The 26,239-nt window shown below is 70.2% G+C and carries 20 protein-coding genes and 1 tRNA gene; 11 read left to right on the plus strand and 10 right to left on the minus strand.

Annotated elements, in window-relative coordinates; all coding sequences use genetic code 11:
• Nucleotides 1-337: 337 nt before the first annotated feature.
• Together UA75_RS06115 and UA75_RS06120 are read right to left on the minus strand one after the other, a co-directional pair.
• Nucleotides 338-988 (minus strand): response regulator, encoded by a 651-nt coding sequence (locus UA75_RS06115; protein WP_075739426.1) that lies wholly within the window; start codon nucleotides 986-988, stop codon nucleotides 338-340.
• Nucleotides 985-2,145, minus strand: a complete 1,161-nt coding sequence (locus tag UA75_RS06120) for a sensor histidine kinase (protein WP_157434020.1) — start codon at nucleotides 2,143-2,145, stop codon at nucleotides 985-987. Before UA75_RS06120 ends, UA75_RS06115 begins: the two co-directional genes overlap by 4 nt.
• A gap of 204 nt (nucleotides 2,146-2,349) precedes the next feature.
• On the opposite strand from UA75_RS06120, the gene UA75_RS06125 reads away from it, so the two are divergent.
• The 5 genes from UA75_RS06125 to UA75_RS33725 all read left to right on the plus strand — a co-directional run bounded on the left by UA75_RS06125 (nucleotide 2,350) and on the right by UA75_RS33725 (nucleotide 7,316).
• On the plus strand, nucleotides 2,350-2,748 hold the full coding sequence (locus UA75_RS06125; protein ID WP_075739428.1) for a hypothetical protein: 399 nt from the start codon (nucleotides 2,350-2,352) through the stop codon (nucleotides 2,746-2,748).
• 420 nt (nucleotides 2,749-3,168) lie between these two features.
• A complete protein-coding gene (locus UA75_RS06130) occupies nucleotides 3,169-3,522 on the plus strand; it encodes a hypothetical protein (protein ID WP_075739429.1) in 354 nt (117 codons plus the stop codon).
• Between the two features lie 64 nt (nucleotides 3,523-3,586).
• Nucleotides 3,587-4,333 (plus strand): ABC transporter ATP-binding protein, encoded by a 747-nt coding sequence (locus UA75_RS06135; RefSeq protein ID WP_075739430.1) that lies wholly within the window; start codon nucleotides 3,587-3,589, stop codon nucleotides 4,331-4,333.
• A 5-nt stretch (nucleotides 4,334-4,338) separates the two neighbouring features.
• Entirely contained in the window at nucleotides 4,339-6,855 is a 2,517-nt protein-coding gene (locus tag UA75_RS06140) for an ABC transporter permease (RefSeq protein WP_075739431.1), read from the plus strand.
• 56 nt (nucleotides 6,856-6,911) lie between these two features.
• Nucleotides 6,912-7,316 carry a hypothetical protein gene (locus UA75_RS33725; RefSeq protein WP_075739432.1) on the plus strand — a complete coding sequence of 135 codons (405 nt, stop codon included), beginning with the start codon at nucleotides 6,912-6,914 and terminating at the stop codon, nucleotides 7,314-7,316.
• A gap of 142 nt (nucleotides 7,317-7,458) precedes the next feature.
• Here UA75_RS33725 and UA75_RS06150 read toward each other — a convergent pair whose 3' ends face one another.
• Nucleotides 7,459-7,911 (minus strand): nuclear transport factor 2 family protein, encoded by a 453-nt coding sequence (locus tag UA75_RS06150; RefSeq protein WP_075743467.1) that lies wholly within the window; start codon nucleotides 7,909-7,911, stop codon nucleotides 7,459-7,461.
• An 82-nt stretch (nucleotides 7,912-7,993) separates the two neighbouring features.
• Here UA75_RS06150 and UA75_RS06155 point away from each other — a divergent pair, with 82 nt between their 5' ends.
• The gene (locus UA75_RS06155) at nucleotides 7,994-8,503 is read left to right on the plus strand and encodes a winged helix-turn-helix transcriptional regulator (protein ID WP_075739433.1); all 510 of its coding nucleotides are present in this window, start codon (nucleotides 7,994-7,996) and stop codon (nucleotides 8,501-8,503) included.
• Between the two features lie 89 nt (nucleotides 8,504-8,592).
• On the plus strand, nucleotides 8,593-9,780 hold the full coding sequence (locus UA75_RS06160; RefSeq protein WP_075743468.1) for an esterase-like activity of phytase family protein: 1,188 nt from the start codon (nucleotides 8,593-8,595) through the stop codon (nucleotides 9,778-9,780).
• A 173-nt stretch (nucleotides 9,781-9,953) separates the two neighbouring features.
• Here UA75_RS06160 and UA75_RS06165 read toward each other — a convergent pair whose 3' ends face one another.
• Complete coding sequence (locus tag UA75_RS06165; protein ID WP_198044230.1) at nucleotides 9,954-11,996, minus strand: CocE/NonD family hydrolase; 2,043 nt, start codon at nucleotides 11,994-11,996, stop codon at nucleotides 9,954-9,956.
• Between the two features lie 635 nt (nucleotides 11,997-12,631).
• Here UA75_RS06165 and lpdA point away from each other — a divergent pair.
• The gene (lpdA, locus tag UA75_RS06170) at nucleotides 12,632-14,032 is read left to right on the plus strand and encodes a dihydrolipoyl dehydrogenase (RefSeq protein ID WP_075739435.1); all 1,401 of its coding nucleotides are present in this window, start codon (nucleotides 12,632-12,634) and stop codon (nucleotides 14,030-14,032) included.
• 161 nt (nucleotides 14,033-14,193) lie between these two features.
• Here lpdA and UA75_RS06175 read toward each other — a convergent pair whose 3' ends face one another.
• Nucleotides 14,194-14,598 (minus strand): hypothetical protein, encoded by a 405-nt coding sequence (locus UA75_RS06175; protein WP_075739436.1) that lies wholly within the window; start codon nucleotides 14,596-14,598, stop codon nucleotides 14,194-14,196.
• A 315-nt stretch (nucleotides 14,599-14,913) separates the two neighbouring features.
• Here UA75_RS06175 and UA75_RS06180 point away from each other — a divergent pair.
• A tRNA-Met gene (locus UA75_RS06180) sits at nucleotides 14,914-14,990 on the plus strand.
• Nucleotides 14,991-15,297: 307 nt separating this feature from the next.
• On the opposite strand, the gene UA75_RS06185 is transcribed toward UA75_RS06180, so the two are convergent.
• Complete coding sequence (locus UA75_RS06185) at nucleotides 15,298-17,412, minus strand: putative bifunctional diguanylate cyclase/phosphodiesterase (RefSeq protein WP_157434022.1); 2,115 nt, start codon at nucleotides 17,410-17,412, stop codon at nucleotides 15,298-15,300.
• 77 nt (nucleotides 17,413-17,489) lie between these two features.
• Entirely contained in the window at nucleotides 17,490-18,299 is an 810-nt protein-coding gene (locus UA75_RS06190) for an SAM-dependent methyltransferase (RefSeq protein WP_075743469.1), read from the minus strand.
• Nucleotides 18,300-18,833: 534 nt separating this feature from the next.
• On the opposite strand from UA75_RS06190, the gene ctaD reads away from it, so the two are divergent.
• Nucleotides 18,834-20,618 carry a cytochrome c oxidase subunit I gene (ctaD, locus tag UA75_RS06195; protein WP_075739438.1) on the plus strand — a complete coding sequence of 595 codons (1,785 nt, stop codon included), beginning with the start codon at nucleotides 18,834-18,836 and terminating at the stop codon, nucleotides 20,616-20,618.
• 163 nt (nucleotides 20,619-20,781) lie between these two features.
• Nucleotides 20,782-21,987, plus strand: a complete 1,206-nt coding sequence (gene serB / locus UA75_RS06200; RefSeq protein WP_198044269.1) for a phosphoserine phosphatase SerB — start codon at nucleotides 20,782-20,784, stop codon at nucleotides 21,985-21,987.
• Nucleotides 21,988-22,058: 71 nt separating this feature from the next.
• Here the strand turns inward: serB and UA75_RS06205 are convergent, their stop codons facing one another.
• The 3 genes from UA75_RS06205 to UA75_RS06215 form a co-directional block, all read right to left on the minus strand.
• Nucleotides 22,059-24,107 carry an ATP-dependent DNA helicase gene (locus UA75_RS06205; RefSeq protein WP_075739440.1) on the minus strand — a complete coding sequence of 683 codons (2,049 nt, stop codon included), beginning with the start codon at nucleotides 24,105-24,107 and terminating at the stop codon, nucleotides 22,059-22,061.
• Between the two features lie 183 nt (nucleotides 24,108-24,290).
• On the minus strand, nucleotides 24,291-25,070 hold the full coding sequence (locus UA75_RS06210; RefSeq protein ID WP_075739441.1) for a hypothetical protein: 780 nt from the start codon (nucleotides 25,068-25,070) through the stop codon (nucleotides 24,291-24,293).
• Between the two features lie 476 nt (nucleotides 25,071-25,546).
• A complete protein-coding gene (locus tag UA75_RS06215; RefSeq protein ID WP_075739442.1) occupies nucleotides 25,547-26,140 on the minus strand; it encodes a biotin transporter BioY in 594 nt (197 codons plus the stop codon).
• Nucleotides 26,141-26,239: the final 99 nt, after the last annotated feature.

Here is a 26,239-nt window from a genome sequence, read left to right on the forward strand (position 1 = left end):
CCGGGCCACGAAGAGCGCGTCTTCGCTCTCGGCGTCCTGCGCCGCTGTTGGTCGGTTCGGGGGCTGGCGCCCGCGCTGTGTGTTCGGTTCCGGGGGCTGGCGCCCGCGCTGTGTGTTCGGTTCCGGGGGCTGGCGCCCGCGCTGTGTGTTCGGTTCCGGGGGCTGGCGCCCGCGCTGTGTGTTCGGTTCCGGGGGCTGGCGCCCGCGCTGTGTGTTCGGTTCCGGGGGCTGGCGCCCGCGCTGTGTGTTCGGTTCCGGGGGCTGGCGCCCGCACTGTGTGTTCGGTTCCGGGGGCTGGCGCCCGCACTGTGTCTTCGGTTCGCGGGCTGACGCCCGCTCACGCCACCAGCCCGTGCTCCCAGGCCCACGCCGCGATCTCCACCCGGTTGCGGGCGGACAGCTTCTGCTGGATGCGCGTCAGATGGCTCTTCACGGTCCCCATCGAGATGAACAGTCCCTCAGCGATCTCGGTGTTCGTCGCGCCCCGTGCGACCAGCAGCACCACCTCCCGCTCCCGTGGGGTCAGCGGCTCGATCAACTCGGGCGTCCGGTCCGGGCCGGGCCGCGCGAAGGCGTCCAGCAGTCGCACCGTCACCGTCGGCGACAGCAGCGCCGCGCCGTCCACCGCCGCGCGCACCGCGTCCACCAGCACCCGAGGCCCGGACTTCTTCAGCACGAACCCCACCGCGCCCGCCCGCAGCGCCCCGTAGACGTATTCGTCGAGGTCGAAGGTCGTGACCACGACGACCTTCGTGTCTCGCGTGCCCGGTTCCGCGGCGATGCGCCGGGTCGCGTCGATGCCGTCGAGGCCGGGCATGCGCACGTCCATCAGGCAGACGTCGGGCCGCAGCTCGCGTACGAGGGTGAGCGCCTCCACCCCGTCGGCAGCCTCCCCGACCACAGTGATGTCCTCCTGCGCCTCCATGATGAGTCGGAAGCCGGTCCTGATCATGGCCTGATCGTCGGCGATCACCACGCGAATGCTCATCGGACCGCCTTGGCCGTGCGAGGCAGGGTCGCGCGCAGTTCCCAGCCGCCCTCCGGCTGGGCCGCGCTGGACAGCGTCCCGCCGAGCATCGAGACCCGTTCCTGGAGCCCGATCAGCCCGAAGCCGCTGGAACGAAAGCGGACGCGGCCGGACTTCGTCCCGTCGTCGCGCACCCGGACGACGACGTCGTCACCCTCGGCGTCGACCACCACCCGCACCGAGGTGGCGTGGTGGGCGTGCTTGCGGACGTTGGTCAGGCCCTCCTGCACCAGTCGCTGCACCGACCGGCTCAGCTCGGCGGACCAGTTTCCCGGATCGACGCCGGGCCGCACCTCCACGCTCGTCTGCGGGCCGGTGGCGGAGTTCCGGGCGGCGAGTTCGTGCACGGCGGTCAGGCCCTGCGGCACGGTGCGGGTCTCCTCGGCCGCCGCGCCCTCGCGCAGCAGCCCCACCATGCGACTCATCGCGGTCAGCCCCTCCTGTCCGATGGATTCGATGTTGGCGAAGAGCTGCCTGCCGGTCGCCGGGTCGCCTTCGACGATCTCGTGGCCCGCCTGTGCCTGCACCACCATCGCGGTCACGTAATGCGCGACGTGATCGTGCAGGTCACCCGCGAGGTCGAGTCGTTCGGCGCGGCGGACCTGCTCGGCGGTGGCCGTCCGGCGCAGATCCTCCTCCCGCAGGTGCAGGCCGAGGAACATCGCGGCCACTGTCACCAGGATCAGCAGCAGTCCCAGCTCGGCCGTGTTCCACCACAAGGCCACCGAGCGCAGCAGCAGCACGGCCGAGGCGACCGAGGCCGCCAAGGCGACCGCCATCGCCGACCGTCGGGAGCCGTGCCGGGCGGCGCCGACGACGAGCACCAGCAGCAACAGCAGTTCCACGGTGCCGAAGGTGCGTTGCAGGATCGTCGAGTGGATCACCGCAGTGGCCGCCAGCGACAGGCCCGCGCCGACGAGAGCCGCCTGCGGGTGCCTCCCAGACCGGGCCGCGAAGACGATCAGGCCGAGCAGCACCACCGGCATCGCGGCCAGCGCCACGCTGGAGACGTCCGGCGCCAGCAGGGACACCTCGATCGCGTACATCATGGCTGCGAACACCGATATCGCGATCGTGCGACGGCGCAACCACCTGTCCTGCGGGCGCGGGAGCCTCATGGGCGCCGACCCTAATGCTCAGGCAGGCCCGGCGAATCAGACCTTCGGCCGAGGCGGCGCGCGTCGCTCCGTCGGCATCGCCGCGACGAAGAACGGCCCGCGCCCGCAGGGGAGGGCAGACCGCGCCGGGCCGGCGTGCGCGCGGCACGGGCCTGCTGCGAGCATCGTCGACGACCGCCGTCCCCGAACACCTCCGGGAGCGTCATGTCCGCTCGCCCGTCGCCCGCCGATCGCCGTGGCAGGCGCCGCCTCGTGCCGATGCTCGCCGCGCTGCTGCTCGGGGCCCCGCTCGTCGGGCTGCTGAGCGGCTGCGGGCTCTCCGGGCAGGTCTTCACCATCGAGATGCACGTCGACGGGCCCGACCAGCCGTCGGCGATCTACTACCACTTCGCCGGGACCGAGTGGGTGTACGAGTACCAACCGGCCGCGTCGTGGCGGAAGGCCGCGAACATCGGATTCGGCCAGAGCGATCTGCGGGTGACCGATCCCGCCGAGGGCATGGAGTGCACGATCTCCGTCAACGGCGTCGAAGTCGACCGCGCCGTGGCCGCCGCCGGGGACGAGGAACTCTGGTGTGGGGCCAACGCGCAGAGCACGGACTGATCGCGGAAGCCTGCGCCCGAGCCTCGAACCGAGCGGCGGGCTCCGGGGTGATCGAGCGCCTTCGCCCGGAGCGGCCGCCGATCAGCCGAGGATGTTGCGCGGTGCGGCGGCGGCAGGAACAGTGGCGGTCGAGGACCGCGATGCGCGGGGTGGCGATGCGACCCCACGCGTCAGGGCTTCCTGGGCGGCTCCCGTAGACAAGCACCCATGCTGACCTGCGCCTCGAGTGCGCCGCCGTGCCGTGTCGTCCGCTCGGTCCGGCCGCCGGGTCCTGTCGCCACGGCGATGAGCCCCCGCCGATCGGCTAGGACTTTCGGCTGACCCGACGCGCACATCCCGGCCGATCGGCCGATCTACGCACCGGGCCGCGCCCCGCATGCTGCTTTCCGAGACAGAGCACTTCTGATCAAGGAGGACCACGTGCGGAGCCGCCTCACCACAGCCGCGTGGGGAGCCGCGCTCGCTTCGACCGGGCTGCTGCTCGCGGGCTGCGGGCTGGTCGGCGCGACCTACGACGTCCAGATGGAGGTTCAGGGCTCCGGCACGGCGATGATCGGCCACGGCTTCGCCGGTGGCGAGGATCCGACGCTCACCGAGCAGGACCTGCCCTGGTCCATGGCGGAGTCCGTCGGATTCGGCTTCAACGATCTCCGGGTCTCCGACGCCGAGCCCGGCACGGTCTGCCGCATCCTCGTCGACGACGAGGTGATCGACGAGCAGACCGCGGGCGAAGACGGCAGCATCGACTGCTTCGCGAACAACCAGGACGACTGACATTCCGGCACTGACGAACACCCACGAACTGCCCCGAACCAAGAGAGGACACAGGCATACCGACATGTCGACGACGACGACCGCCACCGCGACCATCGTGACGACCCATGCCGTCAGCAAGGTCTATGGCACCCAGGACAACCAGGTCCATGCACTGCGCGCGGTGAGCACGGGCATCAACCAGGGCGAGTTCACCGCCGTGATGGGCCCGTCCGGTTCGGGCAAGTCGACTCTCATGCACTGCATGGCGGGTCTGGACCGGCCCACCTCGGGCACGATCGTCCTGGGGGGCACCGACATCACCGCGTTGTCCGAGCGCCAGCTCACCGACCTGCGCCGCGACCGCATCGGCTTCGTGTTCCAGAAGTTCAACCTGCTCAACGAGCTGTCGGCCCAGGACAACATCCTGCTGCCGCTGAGCATCGCGGGCCGCAAGCCCGACCGGGAGTGGGTCGACACGGTGATCAAGGTCCTCGGCATCCAGGATCGACTGCGTCACCACCCGTCGGAGCTGTCCGGCGGCCAGCAGCAGCGGGTCGCCATCGCCCGCGCGCTGGCCAACCGTCCCGACGTCGTCTTCGCCGACGAGCCGACGGGCAACCTCGACACCTCCACCGGTCGTGAGGTGCTCGCCTTCCTCCGCCGCTCCACCAAGGAGTTCGGTCAGACCGTGGTGATGGTCACGCACGACCCGGCCGCCGCCGCCGAGGCCGACCGGGTGGTGCTGCTGGCCGACGGCCGGATCGCGGGCGAACTCCGCGAGCCCAGCCGCCAGCAGGTCCTCGCCGCTCTCGACGACGTGAGCCGGTGAGACGAATGGGACTGATCAAGGCATCCATCGCCCAGATCCGGCATCGGCCGTCGCGCATCCTGTTGACCGGCGTCGCGATCGGCGTCGCGACGTTGTTCACCGCCGGGACCGTGTTATTCACCGACACGCTGCGCACCGAGTTCACCTCGGGATTCACCTCGGTGTCCGAGAACGTCGACGCCATCGCCAGCCCGGACTTCCAATACGCGGACGGACTGACGAGCGAACACTTCGACCAGGTCCAGGCCCTGCCCGAGGTGACCGAGACCGTGCCTGCGATAACCGGGTTCGCCACCGCTCCCAACAGGCAGATGATCATCGCGACCAGCGGCATCTTCGACGGTCCGCTCGCCGACACCGAGATCGTCGACGGGCAGGCGCCTGCCGGACCCGGTGAGGTCGTTCTCTCCTCGGCCAGTGCCGAGACGATGTCGGCCGGGGTGGGTGACACCGTCCCCCTGATCTTCACCCTGGAGACGCTCGATGGGAACCAGTCCACTCAGGAGCTGACGCTCACCGTCAGCGGCATTGCCGAGTCCGCCAACGCCTTTGACCTCGTCGCGATCGGTGACCCGGATTCCGTCCGGGAATGGCTCGGTTCCCAGTTCTGGGACGAGATCCTCGTCGCAAGCACCGACCCGGCCACCGCAGTGGCGGCCATGAGCGAGGTTCTCGGGGACGCCGCGAGCGTTCAGAGCGGCGCCGAGCGCCGCGCCAGTGACCTGGCCAACGCCGACGCGGGCGCCGACCAGGTGTTCATGCTGCTGTCGGTGTTCCTGTTCATCGCGTTGTTCGCCGCAGCGATCATCGTCGCCTCGACGTTCCGCATCCTGCTGGTCCGTAACCGTCGGCGCACCGCGCTGCTGCGTTGCGTCGGCGCCCAGCCCGGCCACATCCTGCGCGCCCTGCTGGTGGAGGCCGCGTTGTCGGGCCTGGTCGCAGGCGCGGCCGGTGTCGCGGCGGCGGTCGGACTCGGCTACGGGGGTCTGGCGATCGCCGGGGCTCTCACCGGCAATCAGATCTCCCTCGTGGTCTCGCCGATCGGCCTGGTGTGGTGCCTGGTGCTGGCCGTCGCGGTCGCGGTCACCGCCGCCGCCGTGCCCGCGATCCGGGGTTCCCGCATTCCTCCGGTCGCGGCGATGAACGTCGCCGCGCTCAGCGACAGCGGAACGGGCATCGGCAGGCTCCGCATGGTGTTCGCCGTACTCGCGGTCCTCGGGGCGGCCGGGTTCGCGGCGGTGCCGATCGTGATGCCGGATGCCGCCCAGCTCGGCATCCTCGCAGCGGCAGCCTCTGGCTGCGCCCTGTTCGTGGGCTTCCTCGCCTTCGGCCCCGCCGTGTTGCGTGGCGTGGTCGGTCTGCTGGAGAAGCCGCTGACCAAAATCGGCGGCATCTCGGGCCGGCTGGCGGTCCGCAATACGCTGCGGGTCCCGCGCCGCTCCGCCACCACGGCCGCGGTCTTCGCCCTGGGCGTCACGTTGGTCACGGCAGTCCTGGTCTCGCTGTCCAATATGCAGACGGGCGCGGAGAACAGCCTCGCGGCTGCTCGCCCCGCCGACGTGACGATCTCCAGCTACACCGACTATGAGGAGCCGTCGGCGATCACGTCAGAGGTGGTCGAGTCGCTGCGGAACGATCCGGCGGTGGGGGAGCTCGTCGAGGTCACCCAGACGCTGAGCGACCTCACCGTCGGAGGTACGACGGCGACGGACCTGACGGTCCGAGGCCTGGACCTCACGAGCCTGCCGGATGTGGTGCGTGCTCCCGCCGAGGGCAGCTTCGACGGCTGGGGCGCGGGTCAGGTCGGGCTGTACACCGAGACGGCGGCTGATCTGGGACTCACCGTCGGTGACAGCATGACCATCACCACCGACGGCGGGGACGTCACCGTCGAGGTGGCCGCGCTCTACGAGAACACCGGCACGATGGGCGTCGTCGTGGTGCACCCGGACGACATCGCCAGGATCGATCCGGACGCATCGCCGGTGGTGCTGTTGGCGAATCCGGCACCCGGCGTCGAGCAGGCGGACTTCCGCGCCGCCGTCGAGGGCCTGGTACCGGTGGACCCGATGATCCACTTGTCCTTCCCAGGCGACGAGAGGGAGATGTTCCAGGAGATCATCGACACCCTGCGCCTGGTCGCCCTCGGGCTGGTGGGCATCACGGTCCTGGTCGCCATGGTCGGGGTCGCCACCACGCTGTCGCTGTCGGTGGTGGAACGGACTCAGGAGCACGGACTCCTCCGGGCGCTCGGCCTTCGTGGCGGCGGCCTGCGGGCGATGCTCAGCTGGGAGGCCGCGATCCTCGGCGGCTACGCCACCGTCCTCGGCATCCTCCTGGGCACCGGCTACGCGATGTTGATCACGCTTGCGGACCCGCAGTTGGGTGCCGAGCCGAGCATTCCGTTCGACCAGCTCGGGCTTGTGCTGGTGGCGATGTTGGGGATGGCACTGCTCTCGGCGCTGATCCCGGCGGCCAAGGCGGCCAAGAGCTCGCCCATGCACGCGCTCGCTGACGACTGACGACTGACGACGACTCGGGCCCGCACCGGGCTCGTCGCACGAGAAGGGAGACGACAGTGGAGGACGACACGCCACGGCGCAGGCGGTATCGCCGGGACTCGCTGGCTCTCGCGGAGCTCGGGGCGGGCCTGGTCGGGACCACGCTGCCCAGGATCGAGGTCCGGCTGCCCCGCGCCTCGGCGGATCGAGCCGTCGCGGCCTGGCGGGCGCTCGACGAGCGTGAGGGCCCGCTGGGCGGGGAGGACCGTGAGCAGCGGCGGCAGCGTCAGCGGGCGGGCACGCTGGCCCTGATCGGCCTGGCCGTGGAGGAGCGGGGCCGTCGGGTCGGTGACCAGGTGATCGTCCTGTTGGACGCCGTGCTCGTCGTGCTGGCGATGGAGGCCGCCGACGACGAGCCGGAGCGGATGGTGGTGACCGATCCGGCGGTGGGAGCGCCGGGCGGGCACGCCGTCCGAGGGTAGGGGGCGGGGGAGGTCCGGATCGGAAGCCGAGTCGGGGGCAGGGATCGGGCGTATCGCCGTCGGGGCGGCGAGAGTCTCTGGTCGATGCCGTGCGGCTTCCGATCCGGCTGCCTGTCGGTGCCGCAGGCGGCTGTTCGGATCGTCAGTCGGTGATCGGTGCGGCGTGCGCCTCCGCGAATCCCGAGGCGGCCAGCCGATCGAGCGCCCGTTGCAGGACGAGGGTGTCCTCCAGCGTGCGGACCTCGGTGATCCGGCCCCAGCGCATCCGGACGAACTGATGGACGACGTTCTCATAGCGCGAGCCGTCGGCGAGGTCGGCCGTGACGGTGAGCACCGTCGCGACACGGGTCGACCAGGGCGGACCCGTCACGAGCACCTCCTCGACCCGGAACGTCGGGTCCGGCATCAGCCGGAAGCATCGCTCCCACCAGGCGCGCAGCGCCCCAGTGGTGTGGCGGCTGCCGGAGAGGGCGTGCTCGCCGTGGAATCGGTAGGTGAAGCTCGGCGCCATCCCGTCGACCATCGGCTGCCAGTCACCGGCGCTGATCATGGCGAAGATCCGACGTACGCGACGTGCCACGAAGCGGTGGTACACCAGGACACCTCCAGTCTGTTCACCGTGCGAGCCCACCGTAGACAGATAAAGTTCAATAGAACAACTGACTAGGATGTCGAGGATGCGTCAGACAAGCTTCGCCGAGATGCACTGTTCTCTCGCCCGGTCGCTGGACCTCGTCGGCGACTGGTGGTCGCCGCTGATCCTGCGGGATCTCTTCCTGGGCGCGCGCCGCTTCGACGAGCTGGTCGGCGACCTCGGGATCTCCCGCAACCTGCTCACCATGCGACTGACCGCGCTGGTCGACGCCGGAGTGGTCGAGCGCACGCCCTACCAGGAGCGACCGGTGCGTCACGGCTACAGCCTCACCGAGGCGGGGCGCGACCTCGTGCCGATCCTGCTGGCGCTCACCGCCTGGGGCGATCGATGGGCGGGGCTGACCGAACCGCCGATCACCTTCCGACACCACGACTGCGGACACGCCTTCATTCCCACCGTCCGCTGCTCGGAATGCGGAGCCGAGATCAAGGCCGACGACGTCGATCCGGTCCCCGGCGGCGGTGCCCGCGTCGCACCGGGCACGCGGCTCGTCGGCGACTTCCTCGCCCGCCGCGCGCAGGGGGTCGAGTAGCTTCGATCGGGCGATTGGCTTAGCTCGAACGGGTCAAGATCGGCGGCTGAGCTGGACGAGATCAACTTCGATCGAGTCCTATGCTCGCCATGTCCTCTCGTATGTCGGCCTCGATCCTCGCGGCGATCGTGGCGACGACTCTGCTCGTGCCGCAGTCCGCCGCCGTCGCACAGGAGCCGACGGTCCGACTGCTCGGCGAACAGACGATCGCCCATCGGCTGATCTTCCAGGACACCGTCGTCGGCGGACTCTCCTCGATCGACCACGACCGTCGCACCGGGCAGTACGCCTTGCTGAGTGACGACTGGTCGGACCACAGCCCGGCTCGCTACTACACCGCCGAGATCGAGCTGGACGCCGACGGCCTGCACGGCGTCGAGCTGATCGACGTCACGTCCTTCCGTCGCCCTGATGGTCGGTTCTACCCGACGATCGACGAATGGCGCGTCGAGCAGCACGAGCACCCGGTGGCCGAGCGCAACGCCCTGGGCACGGTCGATCCGGAGGAACTGCGCATCGACCCGTGGACCGGTGACGTCGCCTGGACCTCCGAGGGACAGCGCAACGTGCTGCCGGGGCAGACCCCCCAGGACCCGGCGACAGTGCTGATGGACCCGGCGATCCGGCTGTCCACCGCCGACGGCGATTACCTCCGGGACGTGCCGACGGCCCCGCAGGAGAAGATGACCTTCGGCGAGTCGGGTCCTCGGGTGAACGACACCTTCGAAGGCCTGACCTTCGCGGCGGGCGGCGGCCTGCTCGTCTCGGCCCTGGAGTCTCCGCTGGAGCAGGACGGCCCGCCTCCCACGCCCGACCAGGGCGCCGTCACCCGGATCACCGTGCACGACCGGAGCGGGCCCGCGCGGGCCCAGTACGCCTATCCGCTCGACCCGGTGTTCACCGAGCCGGGGCCGGGAGCCAGGGGAAGCAACGGCCTCTCCTCACTCCTCGCGTACGACGCCGTCGACCCCACCCGGTTCCTGGCGGTGGAACGCGCCTACGTCAGCGACGCGGGGACCAGCGTCCGCGTCTACGAGTTCTCCACGGCCTGGGCCACCGACGTCCTGAATCGACACTCGCTCGCGGACGGCGACTTCCGGCCCGCGTCGAAGCGCCTGCTCGTCGACCTCGGCGAGGTGGGCGCGACGCTGGACAACATCGAGGGCATCACCTGGGGCCCCATCCTGCCCGGGGGAGAGCGGACGTTGCTGCTGGTCAGCGACGACAACTTCTCCTCAGCACAGTCCACCCGTATCACCGCCCTGGCGGTCGGCTGATCGTCGATCACCTGCGAACGGGTCCGGCGGACGGACCCAGGCGGCACGTCGAGCGTGACGTCGGTGCATTCGGGGCGCCGACGTCACGCTCGACGCAGGGTTTCAGCCCTGTATCGGGGCGTCGACCGGTCGGTGCGCGCCGACTCGGCTCTGCGCGCGCTGTCTGACCGGGTTCACCGCCCGGTGTCTCGTTCCTCGATTCGGCTGCCCTCGGTGCCGCCGCCCCCGGTTGCCCAGTCCTGGACGACCGGGATCGACACCGAGGTGCCCGCCAGCTCCAGCGTCATCTCCGGCCGTTCGCCGGGCAGGATCGTGTCGGCGGCGTCGGTGCCCGCGATGATCAGTGCCAGCCGATGTCCGGCGGGGATCACGTGGTCGGTGGTGGACAGTTCGAAGGTCCGCGAGTAGGACCGGTCCGGACGCAGCGGCACCCGGTAGCGAGGACTCTCGAAGCGACCGACGTCGGCGGCGGCCGACGCGATGATCTGGTGATCGACCCGCGTCGTCGTGGTCTCGGTGTCGAGATAGCAGGCGCTGTCGGCCTCGGTGCCCTCTCCCCAGCACGACCTGGTCTCCAGGGTGCGGATGCCCTGCCCAGGCCCCGCGTGATCCCGGATCGTCGCCGGGCCGTAGTCGACCAGCGCGGCGCTCACCCTGGCCAGCGGCGTGGAGGAGCGCACCCGCACGGTCACCGACGCCGTTCCGGACACCCGGGTCTCCTCGGCCAGCGGCTCGCCGAGGAACACCAGCCGGTCGCCCGCCTGCTCCTCCGGGTCGAGCGCCCGATCGTGCCTGCTCCGCTCGGGGTCGTCCACGAAGGTCCGGATCGCCGCAGGCTCGGGACCGGTCGTCACCAGCGAGTCCGCGCCGGTCCCGTCGCCGAGCGCGGGCCACAGCGTGTGCAGCCGCGTGCTCGCGGGCGGCCAGTCCGCCTCGTCGGCCCACTCGTCCGGGGCGTGCTCGATGCGGATCATCGGCTCGGTGTCGATGCCGTTGTCCACGTCGAAGAGATGGTGGTCGAACCAGCGGTGCAGGGTGGCCACGAACTCGGCGCGGTCGAGGTCGAACCCGTCGACGTGCCCGGCCTGATTGAGCCAGGCCTTCCGCTCGACGCCTGCCTCGGCGAGGGCGTCCCACCAGCGGCCGAACTGGCTGGGCGCCACGTTGACGTCGTGGAAGCCGTGCACCGCGAACACGCTCGCCCGCACTTGATCGGCGGCCAGCGTGTAGTCCCGCTCGATCCAGAAGTCGTTCCAGTCGCCGTCGGTGCCGCCCAACTCCTCCAGTTCCTCGGTCAGCGGTGCGCACAACACCTGGGCGCGCGGGTTGAGCCGATCGGGCGGCCCGCTGGACTGCGGGTACCCGGACCAGGTGCCGTGGGAGTTCCAGATCGGGTAGTACGAGCTGACCCCGCCGATCGGCACGACGGTGCGCAGTCCGTCGACTCCGGTCGTGGCCGCGCCGTTGGCCGCCGCCCCGTCGGCGGACTTGCCGATCATGCCGACCGCGCCGCCGGACCAGGACGCGGTCACCTCGGCGCCGCCGAAGGGAGCCTCGAAGCCTGCCGCCCGGCCGTTCAGCCAGTCGACGACGGCCGCGCCCGCGGAGATCGAGGCTTCTCCGCCGGTGTCCGGACAGCCGGAGGAGCGGTTGCTGCCGGTGTCGTCGACCAGGACGACGGCGTAGCCGCGCGGCACGAAGTAGTTGTCGTAGTAGAGCGGGAAGCCGATGGGAACGCCGTCGGAGTCGTAGGTCTTGAACTGGGCCTCGTTGCCTCGACCGCAGCAGGTGAAGTACGGGCTGACGTTCACGATCGACGGGATCTGCTCGCCGAGGGCCGCAGGCTCGGCGGGGCGGATCACGTCGGCGGCCACCCGGTCGTTCCTGCCGTCGCGATCGAGGTCCATGCCGAGGTCTACCCACACGGTCTCGCGGATCGCGTCCGCGTAGGAGTACACCGGCGCCGTCACCCCGTCGACCAGCACGGGGTCGAGGTGGGGTCCCCGGCCGGTTGTTCGGACCGGGTCGGCGGCCCGGCCTGTGGCGACCTGTTCCGAGGCAGGCGAGTCGTCGGGCGCGAGCACCTCCGTTCGTGGGTCCGGCGTCGTCGGAGCGGCTAGTGCCTCCGGGCCGAGGGCCGTCGATCCGAGGGCGGCGGAGGTCACCACGGCGGCGGAGAGCATCATCGTCGGAAATCTCGACCGCAGGTGTGTCATCGGTCTCCTCATCGGCTCAGTATCGAATCGGAGATCTCGGGTTCCTACGTCCATTCGGGTGGATGGTCGACCGTGCAACCATCGTGCGGTCCGGCGGGATCGGCGACCGGCCGGCGGGCCTCGCAGCTGATCGAGGAGCCGTCCGGCCCCGATCGTGCGCCGACCGACCGACAGATCGCACCCGCGCACCGCGCAGGTCTGCCGTGTCCTTCGCCCCCGACACCTGGCCGGACTCGGCGGCGGTGCCCGCGCGCAGTCGCCGCCCGTCACCCATGGTCGCCGCCGCCGCACGGTGCGCGGCGGCGGGATGACGGCGGGTCTGTCGTGCGTTGTGCAGTCAGGCGCTCGCGTGAACAGGCGCTCGCCGGGGCGCGTGCCGGGCGGCGGTGTCCCTTGAGTCCACCCGGCCCGGCGTGCCCGGCGGAGGCTTCATAGGGTGGACGCACCGGGACGACGGTCGAGGAGTTCACCTCGGCCGCCTCGGCGGTAGGGGTAAGAAGACGGAGGGCGCGAGGTGCGAGGAGAAGTCCGAGACCGTCGCGACCACGTCGTTTCCGGCTGAGCCGAGCGTCGACGAGAGTCGACGAGGGTGCCAGGGCAGCCGGCGAATCGGTGGACAGGAGAGGGTCGTAGGCATGAGCACGCACTTTGACGTTGTGGTCCTGGGCGCGGGGCCAGGCGGTTACGTCGCCGCGATCCGGGCTGCTCAGCTGGGACTCAAGACGGCGATCATCGAGGAGCGCTACTGGGGCGGGGTCTGCCTCAACGTCGGCTGCATCCCGTCGAAGGCCCTGCTGCGCAACGCCGAGCTCGCGCACATCTTCAAGCACGAGGCCAAGACGTTCGGCATCACCACGACCGGTGAGGTCGACTTCGACTACGGCGCCGCCTACACGCGGAGCCGCAAGGTCGCGGACGGGCGCGTCAAGGGCGTCCACTTCCTGATGAAGAAGAACTCGATCACCCAGTTCAAGGGTCGGGGCAGCTTCACCGACGCGAACACCCTCGAGGTGAGTCTGACCGACGGCGGCACCGAGACGGTCACCTTCGACAACTGCATCATCGCGGCGGGCGCCACCACCCGGCTGCTGCCCGGCACCTCGCTGAGCGAGCGGGTCGTGACCTACGAGGAGCAGATCCTCAGCGACACCCTGCCGGCGAGCATCATCATCGCGGGCGCGGGCGCCATCGGCGTCGAGTTCGCGTATGTGCTGCACAACTACGGCGTCAAGGTCACGATCGTGGAGTTCCTCGATCGCGTGGTTCCGTTGGAGGACGTCGAGGTCTCCACCGAGCTGGGCAAGCGCTACAAGCGGCTGGGCATCGAGGTGCTGACCTCCACCCGAGTGGAGTCGATCGACGACTCCGGCGACTCGGTCAAGGTCGTCGTCTCCACCAACGGGGAGCAGCGCACCCTGGAGGCCGACAAGGTCATGCAGGCCATCGGCTTCCAGCCGAGGACAGGCGGCTACGGCCTGGAGAACACCGGTGTGGCGCTGACCGAGCGCGGGGCCATCGACATCGACGGCCGGGGCCGGACCAACGTGCCGCACATCTTCGCGATCGGCGACGTCACCGCCAAGCTGATGCTGGCGCACGCCGCCGAGTCGATGGGCGTCATCGCGGCGGAGACCATCGGCGGCGCCGAGACGATGGAACTCGACTTCGTGATGATCCCGAGGGCCACCTACTGCCAGCCGCAGATCGCCAGCTTCGGCTGGACCGAGGCGCAGGCCAGGGAGAAGGGCTTCGACGTCCAGGTGGCGAAGTTCCCCTTCACCGCCAACGGCAAGTCGCACGGCCTCGGCGAGACCGCGGGCTTCGTCAAGATCCTCAGCGACGCGACCCACGGCGAGCTGCTGGGCGCTCACATCATCGGCCCGGAGGCCACCGAGCTGCTGCCGGAGCTGACCCTGGCTCAGCAGTGGGACCTCACCGTGCATGAGATCTCCCGCAACGTGCACGCGCACCCGACCCTCGGCGAGGCGGTCAAGGAGGCCGTCCACGGCCTGGCCGGTCACATGATCAACATGTGAGTTCGTCGCGGTGGCTCCACCGCGCCAGAGCCGAACCACTGCCCCCGTCGTGCCCGGTCTGCCCGTCTGGCAGGCCTCGGGCGCGGCGGGGGCGGTGTCGTCCGGTGCCCGGCCGGGCCTCCGAGGCCGGTGTGGCCCGACCCGGCTGCGCCCGTCCTGCCTCAGCGCGGCCGAGAGGGGCGCTCAGACGAGGCGGAACGGTCGACGGACGCGCGCGCCAGCCGGAGGGCCAGCGTGCCGTCGAAGACGGTCAGCGCGCTCATGCCGACCGCCCCGGCCTGCGCTCCTGCGAGGCCGTCCTGCCGGTTCGCCTCCGCGCGGTACCGGGTGGCAAGCACGAGGTTGAGCGCCGCTCTGGCGGCCATCCAGGGGGCGCGGCGGCGGGATCGCAGCAACCCCCAGCCGATCGCCAGGTCTGCCACGCCGATGGACCGGGCCGCCGTCCGGCTGCCGCCCAGCCGCAGGATCGCGGCGGTCCGCTCGGGCGCGACGGTGAGGGCCGCGCCGAGGGCGAGCGTGATCACGCCCACTCCGGTCGTCAGTCGATCGGTCAGGGCGTCGGTCACGGCGGTGTCCCCCTCGACTAGTTCGATGACGGCACCGTACGAGCAGGCCCGTTCCGTTCAGTCGGCGGGCCGAGCGGCCGTCGACGCCTCCGCGGCCTCCGCGTCGCCGAGTGCGAGAGTGACGGCCCGGCCGCCGCTCGACGCGCCGTCTTCGGCGCGGAGTGGAATAACGGCTGATCAGCGGGCTGAGGAGCGCGCCGATCCTCCCGGAGATCGGCTTAAGGGACCCCCCTGATTTCGGGGTTCTCCCGGCGTGCTAACTTTCTCCCTGTCAGAGAGAAGCGGTTCGAGAAAATGGAACCGGATCTGACACGGCGCGGGGTGGAGCAGCTCGGTAGCTCGCTGGGCTCATAACCCAGAGGTCGCAGGTTCGAATCCTGTCCCCGCTACCAGCAGACGCGGCCCCCAGGACATCGTCCTGGGGGCCGTTGTCGTGCGTGCGGTGGTTCGGCAGGCACCTCGTCGACTCGGCTGCCTGAACCGTGGTCGGCCGTCCGCGTCGACACCGGCGAGCCAGGGGAGTACTCCACCGCAACGCTGCTCGAACGCCGAGAGGCAGCCTCCGAGCGCTCGTCCGTCGTCCGCAGGGAGCGGTGTCGGGGTCGGGGGATCGGACAGGCGTCGGCGCGCCTGCCCGGTGCAGCGGGGTCCTCGGCCTCGATCGCGGCCTTTCCGTCGCTGCCGCCGCGTCCTGCGAACTCAGCCGCGCCGTTGGTCGCGCAGCGCCTGCGTGAGCGTCTCAGCATCGGTGCAGGCCACCAGGTATGGACCCTGGGCGACGTCGGCCTTCAGCTCGATGATCCATTCGGCCTGCTCTGCGGTGCGGATCTCGCCGACCATGGCCGTGCGGCCCGCGCGATGCACCAGCTTGACCACTGCGGTGACGGCCTCGCTGGTCACGGAGTCCTCGCACGGGTCGGCGGTCAGCTCGGCCAGCAGGCGATTGGAGATCCGCACCGGCGCGTCGGGAAGCAGCCTGAGACAGTGCAGGTCGAGATAGCTTGTGCCGAAGTCGCTGATCAGGATCACGATGCCCAGTTCGCGCAGCAGCGCGGCGTTCTCCCCGCCCTCGCGATCACTCCGGGAGACGGCGCCCGCCGGGAAGCCGAGCCAGAGCTTCGCCGGTTCGTACTGCGTCTCGTCGAGCAGCCGCCGCACCCGGCGCAGCAGATCGGGATCGCAGGCCTGGTCGGTGGTGAGGTTGATCACCAGCGGCGGCGCGTCATCGAACTCCCGCTGCCAGCGGAGTCCCTGCCTGCATGCCTCGTCGAGCAGCCAGCCGCCGAGCTGTCCGATCAGTCCCGTCTCGTTGGCGAGGCTGAGGCACTGCGCGTGGTCCAGCGTGCCGACCTCGGGATGGTCCCAGGTGACCAGCGCCTCGACGCCGACCACCTCACCGTCGGCCACCCGCGCCATCGGCTGGTACTCGACGCGGACCTCGCCCATCTCCAACGCGCCCGGCATCGAGGCCGCGAGTCGGTAGTGCTCGCGATGCACCTCGTCCTGCCGGGAGTCGAACAGGCTCCACTGCCCGTTGCCGACGGACTTCGTGCGATGCAGCGTGATGTCCGCGTCGCGCAGCAGTTCGGTGGTCACGATCTGTCTGGCGATCCGCTGGACGATGCCGATGCAGGCCGACACGGCCAGGCCGTTCTCGCGGTAGTAGGCGGGCTCGGTCAGCTCCGAGGAGATCGCCGCGCTCAGCGCGCCCGCGTCCGGCGTCTCGTCGGTGTTCTCGATCAGGATCGCGAACTCGTCGCCGCCCAGTCGTGCCACCATCGCGCGTTCCCCGCGGACCGCCGAGGTCAGGCGGCTGCCCACCTCCCGCAGCAGGAAGTCGCCCGCGGTGTGGCCGAGGCCGTGGTTGATCACGGTCAGTCCGTCGAGTCCGACATGGCACAGAGTGATCAGCGCGTCCGGTTTCGCGCGCGCCAGGACCCGCTCCAGATGGCTCACCAGGTACTGCCGGTTGGGCAGCGCGGTCAGCACGTCGTGCAGGGTCTGGCGACTGAACTCCTCCTGGAGCAGGTTCTGATCGGTCACGTCCTCGACCATGGTGACCAGGCCGCGCGGGCCGCCCTGGAAGTCGAACAGAAGCGTGGCCGAGATCCGGCCCCACACCGGCTCGCCAGAGGGATCGGTGAACCTGGCGTACTCCTGAATCCGAGTGACCTCGCCCGCGAGCAGCCGTGCGTAGTACTCGCGCACGGTGTCGATCTCCTCCGGATGGATCAGGTCCAGCAGGTTCAGCTCGGTCAGCGCCTCCTGCGGAGAACCCAGCATGGTTGCGAAGGCCTCGTTGACCTCTTCGATCTCGTTGTGCACGTCGCTGATGACGATGCCCAGCGCGGAGCCTGCGAAGATCTCCCGCAGCCTGGTCTCGCTGGCCCGCAGGTCCCGCTCTGCCTTGTTCTTCGCGCTGAGCAGGGCACGGTTGAGCTGCTCCTGCCGGTCGAGCACCTGATCGCGCAGGGCGACGGAGTACCCGGCGGCGAGTTCGCCGAGGAGTGCCACCACCTTGTGCGGCAGTCGATCGACCCCGCGCAGCCGAGGCTCGTCCAACAGCTGCGGGCCGAGTAGCGCGGTGGTGCTGCCGAGACTGTCCGGGCCGGTGAAGTGTCCCTCCACCAGCAGACGACCCATGTCGGTCGCGACGACCGTGCTGAAGGGCTCCGCTGCCAGCGCCCCGACGAGCCGGTTCAAGAACGTGTGGAGCTGCCGCTCGATGTCCGCGCGTTCCAGCGGGACATAGGTCGTCCGCGTCATGGCGGAGGCCCAACGCCGGACGAAATCAAGAGCCTGTGGGGAATCCACCTGGTTGCTTCTCCACCGTGAACATGCGGTTGATGCCGACTCGTCGGGCGACAGGCGAGGCGGTGCTGTTCTGCTCGTCAGGTCTTCAATCCGACACCAGCGTGTATACCGGAGTTCTCCGGGTGCGGGCCGACGGACGTCGGGTCTTCCGGCTGCCACTCGGGTGCCCAGACGAGGCCCGGCGCCACGAGTTCCAAGCCCGAGAACAGCGATTTCACCTGATCATGCTTTCGCATCGTGACCGGATTCGTGCTGCTCGCGTAGTATTCCACCAGGCGGTGCATTCCCTCGGTGAGCGACTCGTCTGTGACGTGCGAGATCGCGAGCATGCTGCCGGGCGCCATCCGATCCCGATACGCCGCGATGACGTCCAGCGGCCGATCCGAGTCGGGAATGAAGTGCAGCAGCGCCACCATCAACACCGCCACCGGCTGATCGAAGTCGATCAACGCTCTGGTGTGGGGGGACTCGAGGATGCTCGCGGGATCTCGGAGATCGGCGTGCACGACCTCGGCGAGGTCGACGTCCTCCAGGATCATCTCGCTGTGTGCGACCGCGACCGGCTCGTTGTCGACGTAGACGACCCTGCTGCGCGGCTCCACCTGCTGCGCGACCTCGTGCACGTTGCCGACCGTCGGCACCCCGGAGCCGATGTCCAGGAACTGTCGGATGCCCGCTTTGACGCAGTATCGCACCACTCGGCCCAGGAAGGCCCGGTTGATTCTGGCCACCTCGTTGACACCGGGCAGCGCGGTGGCCACCTTCTTGGCCAGCTCGCGGTCGGCCGCGAAATTGCAGTTGCCGCCGAGGTAGTAGTCGTAGACCCGCGCCGCGCTGGGCTTCTCCACGTCCACGACTTTCGGCAGGCCACCAGGTAAGGAAGTCATCGAACACCTCGATTCACGATGAAAACGATTGATCAGCATACCGATCTTGAACGACGTGTCGAGAGTCCGCGCCGAAGGAGCTAAATCACCCGTTCGTCGGTATTGCCCCGGCATTCGGCCGATGTTTAACGCGAGCCCGTACCTGGATTCCGCCGGGCGGGAACGATACAGGCAAGGCGGGGCCGAGTCCGGCGCGCAACGCGATGACGGTTCTTCGACCGAGGCTCGCCGCGGCCGTTCCGGCGAAGCCGCCCGCCCCGGGGGCGCGAGGCCCCGACGTCGATCCGCCGCCGTAGCCGGGCCCGGTTGTCCTGCACGGCTCGTCGGACCGGTGATCGACACCACGCGGCGGGCAGGCGAGAGGGGACGGCGGCGGGTGATCCGGGCGGGAACGGACGCCGATGACTAGGCCGGCTACGGCCCGAGTGCGCCGGCCGTGAGGCAGCGGTTTACGATCCGACACGAGCGTGTGCGGTCCATCCGGTCCGCTGACGCAGGTGAAGACAGGTCTACCAGGCCAGTGCAGGAGGCACCGTGACGGCCGTCGCTCCCCAGCCGATTGCGACACGCCCGTATCCGGCGCGCAAGGCGCCGAAGGGCTCCTTCCTGCTGAGGTCGTTGCGTACCACCGACCACAAGCAGATCGGCATCTACTACCTCGTCACCTCGTTCGGCTTCTTCATGGTCGGCGGCGCGATGGCGATGTTGATGCGTACCGAGCTTGCGGTTCCCGGTATGCAGTTCCTCTCGTTGGAGCAGTACAACCAGCTTTTCACCATGCACGGCACGATCATGCTGCTGCTGTTCGCCACGCCGATCCTCTTCGGCTTCGCGAACTTCATCCTGCCGCTGCAGATCGGTTCGCCGGACGTGGCGTTCCCTCGACTCAACGCCTTCTCCTACTGGCTGTACCTGTTCGGCGGATTGATCGTGATCGGCGGGTTCCTGACCCCCGGTGGCGCCGCCGACTTCGGCTGGTTCGCCTACACGCCGCTGTCCAGTGCCATCCACTCGCCCGGCCTCGGTGCCGACCTGTGGATCGCCGGGCTGCTGGTGAGTGGTCTGGGCACCATCCTCGGCGCGGTCAACATGATCACCACGGTGGTCTGTCTGCGTGCGCCCGGCATGACGATGTTCCGGATGCCGATCTTCACGTGGAACATCCTGGTCACCAGTCTCCTGGTGCTGATGGCGTTCCCGATCCTGACCGCAGCTCTGTTGGGGCTGATGGCCGATCGGCATCTGGGCGCCCACGTCTTCGACCCGGCCAACGGCGGCGTGATCCTCTGGCAGCACCTCTTCTGGTTCTTCGGCCATCCAGAGGTCTACATCGTGGCGCTGCCGTTCTTCGGCATCGTCTCCGAGATCTTCCCGGTGTTCAGCCGCAAGCCGCTGTTCGGTTACAAGGGCCTGGTCTTCGCGACGCTGGCGATCGCGGCCCTGTCGGTGACGGTGTGGGCACACCACATGTACGCCACCGGCGCGGTGCTGCTGCCCTTCTTCGCCTTCACCACGTTCCTGATCGCCGTGCCGACCGGAGTCAAGTTCTTCAACTGGATCGGCACGATGTGGCGAGGCCAGCTCACCTTCGAGACTCCGATGCTGTTCAGCGTCGGCTTCCTGGTGACCTTCCTCTTCGGCGGTCTGTCCGGCGTGCTGCTGGCCTCCCCGCCGATCGACTTCCACGTCTCGGACACGTACTTCGTGGTGGCGCACTTCCACTACGTCCTCTACGGCACGATCGTGTTCGCCGTCTTCGCGGGCATCTACTTCTGGTTCCCGAAGATGGTGGGCCGGATGATGGACGAGCCGCTGGGCAAGCTGCACTTCTGGCTGACCTTCCTCGGCTTCCACGGCACCTTCCTGGTGCAGCACTGGCTGGGCAACGAGGGCATGGTCCGCCGGTACGGCGACTACCTGCCGGAAGACGGCTTCACCACGCTGAACATCATCTCGACGGTGGCCGCGTTCGTCCTGGGCGCCTCGACGCTGCCGTTCCTGTGGAACGTGTTCAAGAGCTACCGCTACGGCGAGATCGTCACCGTCGACGACCCGTGGGGTTACGGCAACTCGCTGGAATGGGCGACGAGCTGCCCGCCGCCTCGGCACAACTTCACCGAACTGCCGAGGATTCGGTCCGAACGCCCTGCCTTCGAGCTGCACTATCCACATATGGTGGAGCGGATGCGCATCGAGGCGCATACCGGCGGCAAGCACGGCCCCCCTGGGGAGATCGACGGCTCGCCCGCGCCTTCTGAACGGCTCACCCATGCTCTGGAGCCGGAAGACCAGAAGACCGACGACCCTCGGGACAAGTAGTCCCGTCGGCTCTCGCGTACCGCGTCGAGCAGTCTCTTCGTCGAGCCCCGTGTTCCGGCCTTCCCGCCGGGCACGGGGCTCGATCGATTTCAGCGGCCGGTTCTGACGTCGGCCAGGAGGAGCGGGAACGACAGTGACAGCGACAGGATCGACCTCAGTGCTGATGACCGTGACCGGCCTGGACAAGCCGGGGGTCACCTCGGTGCTCTTCGCCGCGTTGACCCGGCACGGCGTCGACGTCCTGGACGTCGACCAGGTCGTCATCCGAGGCAGGCTGGTGCTGGGAGTGCTGGTGGACACCCAGCACGATCCGGAGGGCCTACAGGAGTCCGTCGAACAGGCGATGGCCAGCGTGGGAATGCAGGTCGAGGTGGTGATCGGCGGCGCACAGGCGGAGCATGCCCGCCATGTCCCCACCCACGCGCTGGTCGTGCTGGGCAGTCCGCTGAGCGCCCGAGCCTTCACCATGGTCGCGAGGGGACTGGCCGCCGAGGGCGTGAACATCGACTCGATCCGGCGCGTCGCCGACTACCCCGTCACCGGTCTGGAACTGCTCGTCGCGGCGGACGGCGGCGATGCGCAGTCCGACGCCCGGCTGGTCTCGGCGATGACCCGGGTGGCGACCAAGGCCGGGGTCGACATCGCGGTGGAGCGCGCGGGGCTGGCGCGGCGGGCCAAGCGGCTGGTGGTCTTCGACGTCGACTCGACCCTGATCCAGGGTGAGGTCATCGAGATGCTCGCGGCCAAGGCGGGCCGGGAGGCCGAGGTGCGTGCGGTCACCGAGGCGGCGATGCGCGGCGAGGTCGACTTCACCGAGTCGTTGCATCGTCGCGTCGCCGCGCTCGAAGGCCTGCCCGCCACCGTGCTCGCCGAGGTGGCGGAGCTGCTGGAGCTGACGCCCGGCGCGCGCACCACCGTGCGCACCCTCAAGCGGCTCGGCTTCCGCTGCGGCGTGGTCTCCGGCGGCTTCTCGCAGGTGGTGCAGTATCTCGTCGACGATCTCGGACTCGACTTCCATGCCGCCAACGAGCTGGAGATCGTCGACGGTCGGCTCACCGGCCGGGTGCTGGGCGAGGTGGTCGACCGGGCGGGCAAGGAGACCGCGCTGCGCCGGTTCGCGGACACCTTCGGCATTCCGCTCGCACAGTGCGTCGCGGTCGGCGACGGGGCCAACGACATCGACATGCTCTCCGCCGCCGGGCTCGGCATCGCGTTCAACGCCAAGCCCGCCCTGCGGGCGGTGGCCGACACGGCGCTGTCCGCGCCGTTCCTGGACGCGGTGCTGTTCGTCCTGGGCGTCACCAGGGCCGAGGTCGAGGAGGCTGACGCCGCCGAGGGCGTGCTGCGCCGGGTCCCGCTCGACTACTGAGCCGGGCAGCGATCACGGCGGCCGGGGGTCCGGGTGGGCCTCCCCGCCGCCGAGTCGTTCGTCGTCCTGGGTCAGTCGTCGATGCGACGCAGGGCGGCGCGGACGACCTCGGGGTCGGTGGTCGTCCAGAACGGCGGCAGCGACGCCCGCAGGAAGCTGCCGTAGCGGGCCGTCATCAGCCGAGGGTCCAGGATCGCGATCACGCCGCGATCGTTAGCCGAGCGCAGCAGCCTGCCCGCGCCCTGGGCGAGCAGCAGGGCCGCGTGGGTGCCCGCGACGGTGATGAAGCCGTTGCCGCCGCTCGCCGCGACCGCGCGCTGTCGCGCCGAGGCCAGCGGATCGTCCGGGCGGGGGAAGGGAATCCGGTCCATCACGACCAGTTGCAGGGCCGAGCCGGGCACGTCGACGCCCTGCCAGAGCGAGAGCGTGCCGAACAGACAGGTGCTCGCGTCCTCGGCGAACTTCGACACGAGCAGCGAGGTGCTGTCCTCACCCTGGCACAGCAGCGGGACGTCGAGTCGGTCCCGCAGCGCCTCGGTGGCCTGTTTGGCGGCCCGCATGGAGGAGAACAGCCCGAGGGTTCGGCCGCCTGCGGCCTCGACCAGCTCCGCGAGTTCGGTCAGGTAGTCCTCGTGGAGGCCGGTCCGTCCCGGCGGAGGCAGGTGACGGGCGATGTAGAGGATGCCGCTCTTGGAGTGCTGGAACGGCGAACCGACGTCCATGCCCTGCCAGGGCGTGTCGGCGGCGTCGGACGGCGGCGGGGTCGACGTCGCCGTCCCGGCGGCCCGCGCGGCCTGCGGTCCGGTGGGCGGCAGGCCCCACTGGCGGGCCAGGGTGTCGAAGGAACCGCCCAGTGCGAGGGTCGCGGAGGTCAGCACCACCGTGCGCGGCCCGAAGAGTCGTTCCCGCAGCAGGCCGCCGACGCCCAGCGGCGCCACCCGGACGGTGGTGGGCGTCGCGTCGTGTGGATCACGTGGCCCCCCGGCCAGCCAGACGACGTCGTGCCGCTCGGCCTCCGCACCGTCGAAGGCCTCCAGAAGACGTTCGGCGGTGTCGTGGACGTCGTCGAGCAGGGCCAGTGCGAGCCTGCGCTCGGTGGCGCCGTCCACGTCCTCGCGCCGTTCGGTGCCCAGCGCGGTGATGCACGCGTGTGCCCCGTCCCGCACCGTCGCCAGCGCGGCCCCCAGCGCGGGCGGCAGCGCCTCCAGCCTGCCGTGCTGCGAGTCCTCGAACACCATCGAGAGGCCCTCGCCCGCCTCGATGAGCCGATCCACCACCTGCTGGTCGACCTGCCTGCCGCAGCGTCGCGCGGCGGCGACCACCGAGGCCGAGGTGATCTCGGCGGTGGCTGCCGAGGTGACTCGGTCCACCAGGTCGTGCGCCTCGTCGACGATCACCACGTCATGCTCTGGCAGCACCGGTGCGTCGCCCATGGCGTCGATCGCGAGCAGCGCGTGGTTGGTGACGACGACGTCCGCCCGGCCCGCCTGTGCCCTGGCGCGCTCGGCGAAGCAGTCGACGCCGACCGGGCAGCGGGACATCCCGAGGCATTCCTTGGCCGTCACCGAGACCTGCCGCCAGGCCTGATCGGTGACGCCGGGCACCAGTTCGTCGCGGTCGCCGGTCTCCGTCTCCGACGACCACTCGTGCAGGCGCTTGACCTGCCTGCCCATCGCGGAGACCTCGAAGGGGTCGAACAAGGCGGTGTCCTGCGGGTCCTCCGGCGCTCCGGAGTGGATGCGATGCAGGCAGAGGTAGTTGCGGCGTCCTTTGAGGATGGCGAAGCTCGGCTCGCGGTTCACCAGCGGCGTCAGGACCTTCGCCAGTCGGGGCAGGTCGCGGTCGACGAGCTGTCGCTGTAGGGCGATCGTCGCGGTGGAGATCACCACCGTCGAGTCGGCCTCGATGGCATGCCTGATCGCGGGGACCAGGTAGGCCAGCGACTTTCCGGTGCCGGTGCCCGCCTGCACGGCCAGATGCGCGCCGCCGCGAATGCTCTCCGCCACCGCCTCGGCCATCCGTACCTGACCAGGGCGTTCGCTGCCGCCGAGTGATCCGACGGCCTCGGCCAGCAGGGTGGCGACATCGGGTAGCGCGGTGGTGGTGACGGCGTCGGGCACGGATCAGGACGGTACCCGGCTATGCCGTCGCGGCCGGGCGCAGGTGAGGGTTGTCGCGGGCGGCCGGGCGGGAGTCGGAATCGGCCGTGATCGTGCCTGCTCCGCCGCGTGGCGAGGCAGGCGGCGCCGGGGCGCGGCCGAGACGGGTGCCTTGCCCGGCCGCGCCCCGGCTCGCGGACGCGATCACACCTCGGCGAGGACCCGCCTGCCGGACTCGACGACGGCTCGGCCGTGCGCGACGGTGACGGCGATCGGCGTCCCGGCTCGCGCCGCGACCAGCTCGAGCAGCGGCTCGGCGAGGTCCGGCCACTCCGCCGCGGCCGTGTTGCCCGCCTCGGTCTTGCTGATCACCTCGCCCGTGCGGATGGTGTGCAGCAGCCGGGGCGGACCGAAGGCCAGCCAGATGACCGGTTCCGGCACGGCGGGCTCGTCGGGCTCGCGGCCCTCGATCAGCGCCTCGGCCTGGTCCAGCAGCGGCGCCCAGTACTCCCGGAGATTGGTCCGGCAGAACTCGGCGGCGGCGGGGACGTCGATGGTCGGGGTCGGCGCCTCGCCGTGCACGGTGACGCTGTAGCGGGCGAGTTCCAGCCAGGTCACGGGGTTGAGCTGGAAGCACCGTTCGTCGGTGTGCAGCTCGCCTTCGTTGACCCAGGGGCCGTCGCCCGCCGCGTCGGGGGTGCTCGTCAGGCCGCCTGCGGGCAGGTAGGTCGCCTGGACGGAGAGGCCGAGGCCCTGGTGGGCGGTGTTGATCACTTCGAGATCGGCCTCGGTGGGCGTGCGGGACACCTCTACGAGGAGATCGAGGTCAGAGCGGCCGGGATAGTAGTCGGCGAGGACGGCCGAACCGGTCACATGCGCGGCCACCAGGAGACTCTCGGCGGCTTCGAGGCGGGCGAGGTGGGCGAGGGCGGCCTCGCGAGCGGCGGCGACAATCGACCGGGCGTCCGGCGACAGGGTGGACATGTAACCGGACCGTACTCGCCGTGATCATGAAACGGTGAGGGCGCCCGGTGCTTTTCCCTCGATGGTCGTTCCGTCAGGTGACGCTGCGGGAAGGCGATCCGCTGTGTCGCCGACCGGCCTCCGGTCGAAGTCCCGCCCTGACCTGCGTCGAGCGGTTCCGGTGGCGCCCGGCCTGCCGGACTCGGGCGATGTCGAGACTCCGCGATCTGACGGGGGCGCGCGGGCTGCGGGCCTTGGCGGCGGGCCGACCATGGGGCCGCTCGGGACTCCTGGTCGGCTCCCGGTGCGCCGACCTGCGTTCCGCCGAGGTGAGCCTGCCACGGCCAGGGGGAGCGGTGGGCCGGCCGTTCGCCACGCCGACGCCGACGCCTCGGAACGATCCGGGACGTCGGCAGCGCAGACCTCGATGCCTGTCTCGCCGCGCCGTGCGCCGCAGCGCTCATCGGCACAGCCCAGGCACCGAGGCCCGTGTCGGTCTAGCGCTGGAAACGGTTCACCAGTGCCCAGCTCGCGGGCAGCACGCCCGCCGCTAGCGCGATCTTGATCGCATCGCCGATCAGGAAGGGCACCACACCTGCGGCCAGGGCCGCGGGCAGGCTCATGCCGCCGATGATCATCAGGCCCGGCACGCCGGCCGCGTAGATGACGAGGTTTCCGAGCGCCATCGTCCCGGTGGTCCGCAGCACCGTGCGGTCACCGCCTCGGCCCGCGAGCGCGCCGACCAGCGTGGCGGCCAGCAGCATGCCGAACAGGTAGCCGACGGTCACTCCGCTCAGCCCGGACGAGCCGCCCTCGAACCACGGCATGCCCATCGCGCCGACGACCAGGTACAGCAGCATCGTCAACGCGCCGCGCTGCCAGCCGAGCGCGGAGCCCACCAGCAGCGCGCCGAAGGTCTGGCCGGTGAAGGGGACCGGCGTTCCGGGGATCGGCAGCACCACCTGGGCGCTGAGCCCGATCAGTGCCGCGCCTGCTGCGACCAGGGCGAGATCGCGGGCCAGTGCACCGGGCACCAGATCAGCGAGTACTCGCGGCCGAGCGATCGATGCGGACGTTGCGACAGTGGACACGTGAACCTCCCAGCGACTGACCAGGCATTGGACAGATCGACTGCCGACCCTAATCGGGCAGGCCGCCCGCGCCATACCCCTGTGGTGACGGACACGTGT

The organism is Actinoalloteichus sp. GBA129-24, assembly GCF_001941645.1.
In the GTDB taxonomy this organism is placed as follows: Bacteria; Actinomycetota; Actinomycetes; order Mycobacteriales; family Pseudonocardiaceae; genus Actinoalloteichus_A; species Actinoalloteichus_A fjordicus.

Bases quoted from the DNA above. Each gene is read 5' to 3' on its own strand.
- UA75_RS06115 (WP_075739426.1), bottom strand. From the start codon at position 988: ATGAGCATTCGCGTGGTGATCGCCGACGATCAGGCCATGATCAGGACC.
- UA75_RS06120 (WP_157434020.1), bottom strand. From the start codon at position 2,145: ATGAGGCTCCCGCGCCCGCAGGACAGGTGGTTGCGCCGTCGCACGATC.
- UA75_RS06125 (WP_075739428.1), top strand. From the start codon at position 2,350: ATGTCCGCTCGCCCGTCGCCCGCCGATCGCCGTGGCAGGCGCCGCCTC.
- UA75_RS06135 (WP_075739430.1), top strand. From the start codon at position 3,587: ATGTCGACGACGACGACCGCCACCGCGACCATCGTGACGACCCATGCC.
- UA75_RS06140 (WP_075739431.1), top strand. From the start codon at position 4,339: ATGGGACTGATCAAGGCATCCATCGCCCAGATCCGGCATCGGCCGTCG.
- UA75_RS06155 (WP_075739433.1), top strand. From the start codon at position 7,994: ATGCGTCAGACAAGCTTCGCCGAGATGCACTGTTCTCTCGCCCGGTCG.
- UA75_RS06160 (WP_075743468.1), top strand. From the start codon at position 8,593: ATGTCCTCTCGTATGTCGGCCTCGATCCTCGCGGCGATCGTGGCGACG.
- UA75_RS06165 (WP_198044230.1), bottom strand. From the start codon at position 11,996: ATGACACACCTGCGGTCGAGATTTCCGACGATGATGCTCTCCGCCGCC.
- lpdA (WP_075739435.1), top strand. From the start codon at position 12,632: ATGAGCACGCACTTTGACGTTGTGGTCCTGGGCGCGGGGCCAGGCGGT.
- UA75_RS06190 (WP_075743469.1), bottom strand. From the start codon at position 18,299: ATGACTTCCTTACCTGGTGGCCTGCCGAAAGTCGTGGACGTGGAGAAG.
- serB (WP_198044269.1), top strand. From the start codon at position 20,782: ATGACCGTGACCGGCCTGGACAAGCCGGGGGTCACCTCGGTGCTCTTC.
- UA75_RS06210 (WP_075739441.1), bottom strand. From the start codon at position 25,070: ATGTCCACCCTGTCGCCGGACGCCCGGTCGATTGTCGCCGCCGCTCGC.